At 67.1% G+C, this 10123-nt stretch carries 7 protein-coding genes, 1 tRNA gene and 2 pseudogenes; 2 read left to right on the top strand and 8 right to left on the bottom strand.

What is annotated here, in order from left to right; translation table 11 throughout:
• The 8 genes and pseudogenes from AB1I47_RS32580 to AB1I47_RS32545 form a co-directional block, all read right to left on the bottom strand.
• Positions 1 to 197 (bottom strand): annotated as a pseudogene (locus AB1I47_RS32580) (PhoX family protein); the annotation flags it as partial.
• A gap of 232 nt (positions 198 to 429) precedes the next feature.
• Positions 430 to 1026, bottom strand: coding sequence for an aminoacyl-tRNA hydrolase (gene pth, locus AB1I47_RS32575; RefSeq protein ID WP_354687776.1), 597 nt, complete (start codon positions 1024 to 1026; stop codon positions 430 to 432).
• Positions 1027 to 1180: 154 nt separating this feature from the next.
• On the bottom strand, positions 1181 to 1798 hold the full coding sequence (locus tag AB1I47_RS32570; protein WP_354687775.1) for a 50S ribosomal protein L25/general stress protein Ctc: 618 nt from the start codon (positions 1796 to 1798) through the stop codon (positions 1181 to 1183).
• Positions 1799 to 1930: 132 nt separating this feature from the next.
• Positions 1931 to 2884, bottom strand: coding sequence for a ribose-phosphate pyrophosphokinase (locus AB1I47_RS32565; RefSeq protein ID WP_042883966.1), 954 nt, complete (start codon positions 2882 to 2884; stop codon positions 1931 to 1933).
• A gap of 94 nt (positions 2885 to 2978) precedes the next feature.
• A tRNA-Gln gene (locus AB1I47_RS32560) sits at positions 2979 to 3055 on the bottom strand.
• A 59-nt stretch (positions 3056 to 3114) separates the two neighbouring features.
• The gene (gene ispE / locus AB1I47_RS32555) at positions 3115 to 3993 is read right to left on the bottom strand and encodes a 4-(cytidine 5'-diphospho)-2-C-methyl-D-erythritol kinase (protein WP_354687774.1); all 879 of its coding nucleotides are present in this window, start codon (positions 3991 to 3993) and stop codon (positions 3115 to 3117) included.
• Positions 3990 to 4622, bottom strand: coding sequence for a lipoprotein insertase outer membrane protein LolB (lolB, locus tag AB1I47_RS32550; RefSeq protein WP_354687773.1), 633 nt, complete (start codon positions 4620 to 4622; stop codon positions 3990 to 3992). The genes ispE and lolB overlap by 4 nt, the downstream gene beginning before the upstream one ends.
• Positions 4623 to 4713: 91 nt before the next feature.
• Positions 4714 to 6678 carry a tetratricopeptide repeat protein gene (locus AB1I47_RS32545; RefSeq protein WP_354687772.1) on the bottom strand — a complete coding sequence of 655 codons (1965 nt, stop codon included), beginning with the start codon at positions 6676 to 6678 and terminating at the stop codon, positions 4714 to 4716.
• A gap of 140 nt (positions 6679 to 6818) precedes the next feature.
• On the opposite strand from AB1I47_RS32545, the gene mutM reads away from it, so the two are divergent.
• Together mutM and AB1I47_RS32535 are read left to right on the top strand one after the other, a co-directional pair.
• Complete coding sequence (gene mutM / locus AB1I47_RS32540; protein ID WP_354687771.1) at positions 6819 to 7685, top strand: bifunctional DNA-formamidopyrimidine glycosylase/DNA-(apurinic or apyrimidinic site) lyase; 867 nt, start codon at positions 6819 to 6821, stop codon at positions 7683 to 7685.
• A gap of 276 nt (positions 7686 to 7961) precedes the next feature.
• Positions 7962 to 9913, top strand: a pseudogene (locus AB1I47_RS32535) (dynamin family protein).
• Positions 9914 to 10123: the final 210 nt, after the last annotated feature.

Genomic DNA, 10123 nt, shown 5'->3' with positions numbered 1-10123 from the left:
GGATCGTCATCACCGCCGCAAGCGGTCAGCAGGCCGGTGCCGAAGGCCGAGACCAGCGACAGGCCCAGGCCGCCGCGCAGTACCCGGCGGCGGGCCGGGTTGGCGGCGACGATGTCTTCCAGCATCTGGCCGGGGACATCAACGTCGGGCTTGGCGGCGCGGCTGGCTGCGCGCGCTTCGTCGGTCAGGTACGACATGGACTTTCCTCCTGTGGGTTTGTCATGCGCATCGGCCACCATGTGATGCCAACGCGTCTGGAATCCCAGCAATGTAGGTGTCGCCCGTTGAAGTTTGATGACATGTTGTATGCAACAACAGCGCGGTGCCGGCCAGCGTGCCTGCAAACGACAAAGGGCCGCTGATGCGGCCCTTTTCATGCTGTTGTCGCAGGAGTGTGCCTGCGTGGCGCAGTCTCGCGCCGGGTTTCAGTTAGCGCGTGGTATGAAGCTGCGCCATCGCGCGTTCGGCATCGCCGCGGGCCAGCAGTCCCAGCGGGTCAATGCAGCGATCGATGGCGGCGTCGATCGCTTCCTGCTCCTCGCGCCGCGGCGGCTTGAGCACGAAGTTGACCACGTCCTCGCGGCCCGTGCCGGCGCCGCCGGGCTGGTTGCGGGGATGTCCCACGCCCAGGCGCAGGCGCCAGTAGTCCTGCGTGGTCAGGTGGGCCGAGATGTCCTTGAGCCCGTTGTGCCCGCCGGCACCGCCGCCGCGCTTGAGCTTGGCCGCGCCCGCGGGCAGGTCCATCTCGTCGTGCGCGACCACGATCTCGTCGGGCAGGATTTTGTAGAAGCGCGCCAGCGACACCACTGCCAGGCCGGAGCGGTTCATGAAGGTCGACGGCTTGAGCAGCCAGATATCCTGGTCCCACAGCCGCGCGCGCGCGGCCAGTCCGTGGAAGCGGCCTTCCACGCGCAGCGTGGCGCCGCCCATGCGGGCGAGCTGGTCCACCAGCCAGAAGCCGGCGTTGTGTCGGGTGGCCTCGTATTCCGCACCGGGATTACCGAGGCCGACGATGAGCTTGATCATGCGTTTGACTGAGTCGTTGGCGCGCAGGACTGCGCCGCTGGCGCCAAGGATACCGAAAAACCGGCGCGGCGCAGGCTGGCCCGGGCCGAAAAAAAACCGCCGCAAGCGCGGCGGTTTTTCCGTGACGCGGCCCGCGGGCCGCAACCGTTGCTGCTTAGGCAGCCGGCGTTTCGCCTTCGCCTTCGGTAGTACCTTCGGCGGCCGCAGCGGCGCCAGCCGGCAGCGAGATGCTGGCGATGGCTGGGTTGTCGTCACCGTGGGTGATGACGGTCAGGCCTTGCGGCAGCTTCAGGTCGCTCAGGTGCAGGGTCTGGCCGACTTCCATCGAGCCGACGTCCACTTCGATGAACTCAGGCAGGTCGGCCGGCAGGCACGACACTTCCAGGTCGTTCACGATGTGGTTGACCAGGCCGTGGCCCAGCTTCACGCCAGGAGCGGTTTCCTGGTTCATGAAGTGCAGGGGCACCTTGACGTGGATCTTGTCGTTGGCCGACACGCGCTGGAAATCGACGTGCAGCACCAGCGGCTTGAACGGGTGCATCTGGAAGGCGCGCAGCAGGGCCTTTTCCGACGTACCGCCAACTTCCAGGTCCAGGATCGACGAGTGGAACGCTTCCTTCTTCAGGGCGTGCCACAGCGCGTTGTGATCCAGTTCGATCATCTTCGGTTCGGCGGCGCCGCCGTAGATGATGCCGGGGGTCTTGCCCGAATTGCGCAGGCGGCGGCTCGCACCCGTTCCCTGTACGCTACGCTCGAAAGCGACAACTTTCATGATGACTCCAAATGTAAGAAGGCTGTCCGCGACCAGACAGCCTCGTTGCGGCGCAAATCGAACGATAAGCGCCGATCAGGTCACGTTGACCGCCGAAAACCGGCAATCAACGCAGTAAAGCCAGAAGTTGTATCAGGAACCCGCGAACAGCGACATGATCGAGTCGCCCTTGACGATGCGGGTAAAGGTCTCGGCCAGCAGCGGGGCGGTCGAGAGCTGACGGATCTTGGTGCACTTGGCGGCTTCCTCGGACAGCGGGATGGTGTCGCACACCACCACTTCGTCCAGCGCCGATTCGGCGATGCGGGCAGCGGCGCCGCCCGACAGCACGGGGTGCGTGCAGTAGGCAAACACCTTCAGCGCGCCGCGCTCCTTCAGGACCTGGGCGGCCTTGCACAGCGTGCCGCCGGTGTCGATCATGTCGTCCATGATCACGCAGTTGCGGCCTTCGACTTCACCGATGATGTTCATCACCTCGGCCACGTTGGCCTTGGGACGACGCTTGTCGATGATCGCCAGGTCGCAGTTCAGTTCCTTGGCCAGCGCGCGCGCACGGACCACGCCGCCGACGTCCGGCGACACCACCAGCAGGTCGCCGTAGTTCTTCTCGCGCAGGTCGCCCAGCAGGACCGGCGAAGCGTAGATGTTGTCGACGGGGATATCGAAGAAGCCCTGGATCTGGTCGGCATGCAGGTCCATCGTCAGCACGCGCTCGACGCCTGCGACTTCCAGCATGTTGGCCACGACCTTGGCCGAGATCGCCACGCGCGCCGAACGCGGACGGCGGTCCTGGCGGGCATAGCCGAAGTAGGGCATGGCGGCGGTGATGCTGCGTGCCGAGGCGCGCTTGAGCGCGTCGACCATCACCATCAGTTCCATGAGGTTGTCGTTGGTCGGGGCGCAGGTGGACTGCAGCACGATGACGTGCTTGCCGCGAACATTTTCCTGGATGTCGACCTGGACTTCGCCGTCGGAGAAACGGCCAACGAGCGCCTTGCCCAGCGGAATGCCGAGGTGCTGTACGACAGCCTCCGCGAGTTTGGGGTTGGCGTTGCCGGTAAATACCATCAAGCCTTCGCTGCTCATTCGGGGCACCTGTCTTGCTGCTGGGGGAGCTTGGCGTCACCGGCAAAGCCGGTGACTGATACAGAGGGTCCGTAAGGACACTATAGGAATGTAATGGCAGGGGAAGAAGGATTCGAACCTTCGAATGCCGGAATCAAAATCCGGTGCCTTGACCAACTTGGCGACTCCCCTACACAACCGGGCCGTTCTTCGTGGTACCAGACTGCCGTACCGCGCCGAACGAAAACTTGCTATGCGAACATTGCGAGCGGGTGATGTGCCAGACTCCTCACACACCTGCCATCCCATTCGGGAGGCAACCTTTCCAAAACCTGCTGCGCTGTCTGTGCGTCGGGAAAACGTGCAAACACGCAGGCTCCGGAACCGGTCATCCTGGCATGCTGATTGTATTGCTTCAGCCATTCCAGGGCTCGGGCAACTTCGCCGAACTTCGCTGTTGCTATCGGTTCCAGGTCGTTGCGACCGAAATCGAATTTGTTTGTGCGAGCAGCGAAGACCGCAATTATGGTGATGGGCGTATCCCTTGTCAAGCACCTGTCCGAAAAAATTTCAGCGGTCGGCACATGTTGTTTCGGATGGATGACCACGAACCAGCTCTCGGGCAGTTCCACCGGCGTCAGCTCTTCGCCAACGCCCTCGGCAAACGCGTTCTGACCGAACACGAACACCGGCACGTCCGCGCCCAGCGACAGGCCAATGCGCATCAGTTCGGCGCGCGGCAGTCCGAGTCCCCACAGGTGGTTCAGCGCCAGCAGCGTGGTGGCCGCATCCGACGAGCCGCCGCCGATGCCGCCGCCCATCGGCAGCACCTTGTCGATCTCGATGTCGGCGCCGAACGTGGTGCCGGTGGCCGCCTGCAACGCGCGCGCGGCGCGTACCACCAGGTCGGTGTCGGCCGGCACGCCGGGCACGTCGGTGATGCGCGCGACCACGCCGTCATCGCGCCTGTGGAAATGCAGCGTGTCGCACCAGTCGACCAGCTGGAACACGGTCTGCAGCGTGTGGTAGCCGTCAGGGCGGCGGCCGGTCACGTGCAGGAACAGGTTGAGCTTGGCCGGCGCCGGGCAGTCGCGCAGCTCGGGCGGGGGCAGGGCGGTGCTGCGGCTCATGGTGTTGGCGAATTGCTCTGCGAATCGATGACCAGCCGCACCGACAGCGGATTGCTGGCGGAGTCGCGCGCCAGGTCGATGCGGCGTGGCACCGCGCCGCCCGATGCGCTCGCCGGGCTTGCCGGCGCGGTTTCCTGCCACGCGACATAGCGCACGGTCCAGCCGTTCTGCGCCAGCGTCGCCAGCCGCCCCTGCTCGTCGCGCGTGGTGCGCGCGGGCGAGCCCTGCGCGGCACGGCCATGCAGCCAGTCACGCATGCCGGCCACCGGCAGCGCGAAGCCGAGCGCCTCTTCCATCAGCGTGTCGACTTCGGGCGCATTGCGCGGCGGCTGGTTGGGCAGGTCGAGCGTGGCGCCGGACGGCGTGGCGGTGACCACGGCCAGGGTCTGGCCCAGCGGCGACACCAGGTCCAGCCGCACGTTGCGGCCCTGCTCCTGCCAGCGGAAGTTGCCCTGCACGCCTTCGTCGCGCCCGTAGCGGACGTAACTGGCGGCGAAGCGGCCGGTGTATTGCTGGCTGGCGGCGTCGTTGTCGACATCGAAGTTGCGCGACGGCGCCACGCTGGCGCAGGCCTGCAGCAGCAGGGGGGCGCCAAGGCAAAGCAGTGCCAGGCGTCGGGTTCGGTTCATGGGCATGTTGTCGGAACGGCGGCGCGCAGTTGCGGCCGCGGGCGCAAGGATGCCGGCGCCGCGGGCCCCGATCGGGCCGCGGCGCACGGGGTTACTTGGACGTCTGCACGTTGACCTTGTAGCGGCGCAGCGTGTCGATCAGCGTTTCGTTCTCCGGATCGATGCGGACTGCTTCGGTCCAGGTCTTGCGCGCTTCGTCCTGCTCGCCGAGGTGCCACAGCACCTCGCCCAGGTGCGCGCCGATCTCGGCTTCGGGCGCCTTGGCGTAGGCGTTGCGCAGCAGGTCGGCCGCGGGGCGCAGGTCGCCCATGCGGAATTTGACCCAGGCCAGGCTGTCCATGATGTACGGATCGTCAGGCCCCAGCTCGGAGGCGCGCTCCAGCAGCTTGAGCGCCTCGGGCAGGCGCTCGTTGCGGTCGGCCAGCGAGTAGCCCAGTGCGTTGTAGCCCTGCTTTTGCTGGGGCTGCAGCGCGATCACGCGGCGCAGGCCCTTTTCCATGCTGTCGTAGCGCTTCTGGCGTTCGTCGAGCATGGCCAGCTCGTAGATCCAGTCGGCGTTGTCGGGCTCTGCCGCGACGCGGTCGTTCAGCGCCTTGCGGGCACGGTCGTAGGCCTTGGTTTCCATCAGCGTGGCGACCTCGGCCTGGCGGATCGCGGTCATCCGTTGCGAGCGCTGGCCGGGATCGGGAATGTCCTCGGCATCGGCAAGCATCTCGCCGAAGATCGCCTGGGCGTCGTCGAGCTTGCCCATGCGCGCCAGCAGCTGCGCACGCTTGGCGGTTGCCGCCGGTGCCAGACGGATATCCTCGATGCGGTCCAGCCACTGGATCGCGCCGGCGTAGTCCTTGCGCTCCTCGGCGATCTGCGCGAGGTACTGGTAGGCGATGTCCGGGTTGGCGGTGGGCTGCGTCTCGACCAGTTGCAGGTATTCCTTCAGGTACTGCTCGGCTTCGGTGTAGTTCTTGGCCTGCAGGCTGGTCAGGCCCAGCGCCAGCGGTACGCGCGGATCGGCCGGCGCCACCTTGCGCAGCGTCTCGAACTCCTGGCGCGCCGCCTGCATGTCATTGCGCAGCAGGTACAGCCGCGCCAGCGTGATATGGCCGTTGACCGACCCGGGCGACTTCTCGAGGAAGCGCTTCAGGATCGCGACGGCCTCGTCGGGCTGCTTCTCGGCGCGCAGTTCGGCCGCCATCAGCGCGGCCGCCTCATAGCCGGGGCGCAGCTTCAGCGCCTGGTCAAGCGCGGCCAGCGAACCGGGCACGTCGCCGGCAACTTCTTTGGCGCGCGCCAGCGCCAGCTGGGTCTCGGGCAGGCGCACGTCATTCCTGGTCAGATCCTGCAGCAGCGCGGCGGCGCCGGCGGGATCGCTGGTGCGCGAAAGCTGTTGCTGCAATTGCAGGATGGCATCGCCGCGCTGGGCGGCCGGCACCGAAGCCAGTTGCTGCACCAGCATCGGCCTGGCGTCGTCCCAGCGGCCGTTGATCACCAGCAGTGTCGACAGCACCTGCGTGGCGGCGGGCGAGTTCGGCGAGATCTCGCGCCACAGCCGCGCCGCGTCCAACGCCTGCTGCGGGATGCGCGCATTGAAGGCGATCTCGGTGGCGCGCTGCGCGAAGCGCGGGTCGCGCGTCTGCCGCGCCAGTTCCAGGTAAGTGCGGTAGGCCGGGCCCACCAGCCCGCGCTGGATGGAAATCTCCGCAGCCAGCACCATATAGACGATATCGTCGGTGAGCTCGAGCGACGGCAGCGCACTGCGTGCCGCTTTGGCGGCAGCGGCGCGTTCGCTGTCGGTGGCGGCCATTTGCAGCCTCGGCAAGGGCGCACTGTCAGCGGGCGGCGCGGCATGTGCCGCGCCCGCGGCCACCGCAAGCCATGCTGAGGCGGCCAGTGCACGCACATGGCGCCGGTGGCTTTGCCGGAACCCGGCCAAAGCCGCGGCGGCCCGCGATGCTGTGCGGGAAGCGACGCCTGTGGCAGCAGCGCGGGTGGCGCCCGCGTGCTCGGGCATGGGGGGCGACGTGTTGTCCGGCATCAGGTCCGGAATATGGTCCGACATGTAGTGAGTGCTCCGGCGCACGCTGGCGAAGGAATGGATAAGGGCATTGTAGCCTGCCGCTACAATGCGCTGCTCGGCGCCGCGGGCTCGCGCCTGCAGGGCCGGCTGGAGTTTGGAGCGGTAACCAACGGAGAGGTTCGATGCCTGAATTGCCCGAGGTCGAAGTGACCCGGCGCGGCTTGCTGCCGCATGTGGTGGGCCGGCGCATTGCGGCGGTGACGGTGCGCCACCGCGGGCTGCGCTGGCCGGTCGATCCCGAGCTGGAGAGCCGGCTGGCGCGGCGCGTGGTGCGCCGGATCGAGCGTCGCGGCAAATACCTGCTGCTCGAATGCATCAGCGCCGATGCCGGCGAGCCCGCCGGCTGGCTGCTGGTGCACCTGGGCATGACCGGCACGCTGCGAGTACTGCCCGATGCGCCGCCGCCCGGCACGCACGACCATCTCGACCTGAGGCTGGATCCCGAGCCAGGTGCCGACTCCGGGCCGGTGGTGCTGCGCTTTCGCGACCCCCGCCGCTTCGGCGCGATCCTGTGGACCACGCTGCCCGAGACCGAGCTGCCGCAGCACCCGCTACTGCGCACGCTCGGCATCGAGCCCTTCGACGCCGCCTTCGACGGCGCCTGGCTGCACCGCCACATGCGCGGGCGCAGCGCCGCGATCAAGACCGTGCTGCTGTCGGGCGCCATCGTGGTGGGCGTGGGCAATATCTATGCGTCCGAAAGCCTGTTCCGCGCCGGCATCCGCCCGACCACCGCGGCCGGCCGCCTGAGCCGCGCGCGCTGCGACCGGCTGGCGCAGGCTGTACGTGACACGCTGGCGCAGGCGATCGAGCGCGGCGGCAGCACGCTGCGCGACTTTGTCGGCAGTGACGGTGCCAGCGGTTATTTCCAGCTCGATTGTTTTGTCTACGACCGTGCCGGCCAGCCGTGCCGGGTCTGCGCCACGCCGGTGCGCCAGATCGTGCAGGGCCAGCGCTCGACGTTCTACTGCCCGCATTGCCAGCACTGACCCCCGCCCGGCCCGCGCCGGGGGCCGGGTGGCGCACGATGCGCGCCGCCGGCAATTGCCGATGGCTCGGCGCAACACTCCTCGCCCACACAACGAGCATGGGACGCGAATTCCACAAAACCACCGTGGAAACCTGTATCGTGTGCGCAGACATAAAAAGTTACAAAAATGGCCCAACCGCCGGAACGGATCGGTGGCGGCCCGCAGTGCGTGCAACACGGGCATGCCACACGATGGCCTGCTCCGAGGTAGACACCGAGTCAGCCAAACAGCTCCATGACAACGCTCGCCCACCAATTCGAACAATACGGCGCCTGGAGAACGGGGGTCCTCCAGTCACTGGCCGAATTCCAGTCCTGGCTGCAGCAGCACGACCTGTACGATGCGCAGGCCGATGACCGCGTGCAGCGCATCCAGAGCGTGCTGCGCAGCGACCGGCTGAAGGTCGCCTTTATCGCCGAGTTCTCGCGCGGCAAGAGCGAGCTGATCAACGCCATCTTCTTCGCCGACTACGGGCGCCGCATCCTGCCGTCGTCGGCGGGGCGCACCACCATGTGCCCGACCGAGCTGCGCTACGACGAGGGCGAGCCGCCGTGCATCCGCCTGCTGCCGATCGAGACGCGGCTGCAGGAGGCCTCCACCGCGGACTTCCTGGAAGCCGGCACGTCGGCGCCGCACTGGCATTCGGTGCCGCTGGACCCGTCGTCGCCCGAAGGCATGCTCGACGCCTTCCAGCACGTGGTGCAGACCGTGCGCGTGACGCCGCAGCAGGCCGAGGAGCTGGGCCTCTATCACGAGAACGATCCCGACGCCGCCTACGCGGTCGATGCCGAGGGCATGGTCGAGATCTCGCGCTGGCGCCACGCCGTTATCAACTTCCCGCATCCGCTGCTGCGCCAGGGCCTGGTGATCCTCGACACCCCGGGGCTGAACGCGATCGGCACCGAGCCCGAGCTGACGCTGCGGCTGATCCCGGATGCGCATGTGGTGGTGTTCGTCTGGCCGCTGACGCCGGCGTCACCAAGAGCGACCTGGAACTGTGGCGCAGCCATGTCGGTGCGGGCCACCGGCGCGGCTGCCTGGCTGTGCTGAACAAGATTGACGGGCTGTGGGACCCGCTGCGCCAGCCCGGCGAGATCGCGCAGGAAATCTCGCGGCAGGTGTCGACCACGGCGCAGGTGCTGGGCATCGAGCAGGCGCGCGTTTATCCGGTATCGGCGCAGAAGGGGCTGGTGGCAAAGGTCACGCATGACGATGCGCTGCTCGGGCGCAGCGGCCTGCCCGAGTTCGAGCACGTGCTGTCCGACCAGCTGATCCCGCGCCGGCGCGAGATCGTCTCGGACCAGGTGCACCGGCTGGTGCAGGACATGGCGCGCGCCGCGCAGCAACTGCTGCAGAGCCGGCGCCGCGATATCGTCGAGCAGCTGTTCGAGCTGCGCGGCCTGCGCGGCAAGAACCACGCAATGGTCAAGCACATGCTGATGCGCGTGCAGGGCGAGAAGGAAGAGTTCGAGCAGAGCATCAGCAAGTTCCAGGCGCTGCGGCTGGTGTTCGGCCGCCACAGCGCCGACATCATCAAGAGCCTGCAATTGCGCGACGTGCGCCGCACCATGCGCACTGCGCGCGAGCAGATGAAGGAGCGCTTCTTCTCGCGCGGGCTGCGCGAAGACATGGATGCGCTGTTCGCGCAGCTCACCACGCTCGTGACCGATGCCGACAACAAGATCGGCCAGCTCCATCAGTTGATCGAAAGCATGTACCGGCGCTTCAACGCCGAGCACGGCTTCACGTTGCCGGCGCCGATGCAGTTCACCGTCGAACGCTACGTGGCCGAATTGCAGGAAACGCTGCGGCTGGTGCATGCGCACTTCGGCACGGTCAGCATGCTGACGCGCTCGCGGCCGCAGCTGGTGCAGAGCGCATTCAGCACCATGGCCAGCCGCGTGCTGGCGAATTTCCGCGGCCTCAACCGCGATATCGAGGTCTGGCTCAAGTCGGTGATGACGCCGCTGGAAGCGCAGGTGCGCGAGCACCAGAAGCAGTTGCGCCGGCGTGTGGATTCGATCGAGCGCATTCATGAAGCCACCGATACGCTGGAGAGCCGGATCTCGCAGCTTGAGGAAGTGCTCAACGGGCTGGATGAGCGCAGCGGGCGTATTGAGGGGTTTGCTGAGCTGCTGGTGCGGCCGGCACCGGATGCGGGTGGGGGGAGTCGGGCGGTGGCTTAGGGCGCTTGGCTGAAGACGACGGATTTCGCAGGCGGTATATCATGTGGCGCCGCGTGTAGCGGCGCTCGAGGTTGCTGACAAAGCTGAATCCCGCGAGTGTTTTCTCCCCTCTCCCGCAGGCGGGAGAGGGAGAAAACCGGCGCCACACAAGGTTAGTCAAGCCGCCCCAAGTATTACTCTGTTTTAGCTCAATGCCCCGCAAGCCCGCCC

Source organism: Cupriavidus necator (genome assembly GCF_040578825.1).
GTDB lineage: Bacteria > Pseudomonadota > Gammaproteobacteria > Burkholderiales > Burkholderiaceae > Cupriavidus > Cupriavidus necator_E.
This window is presented reverse-complemented; position numbering and strand designations above follow the sequence as displayed.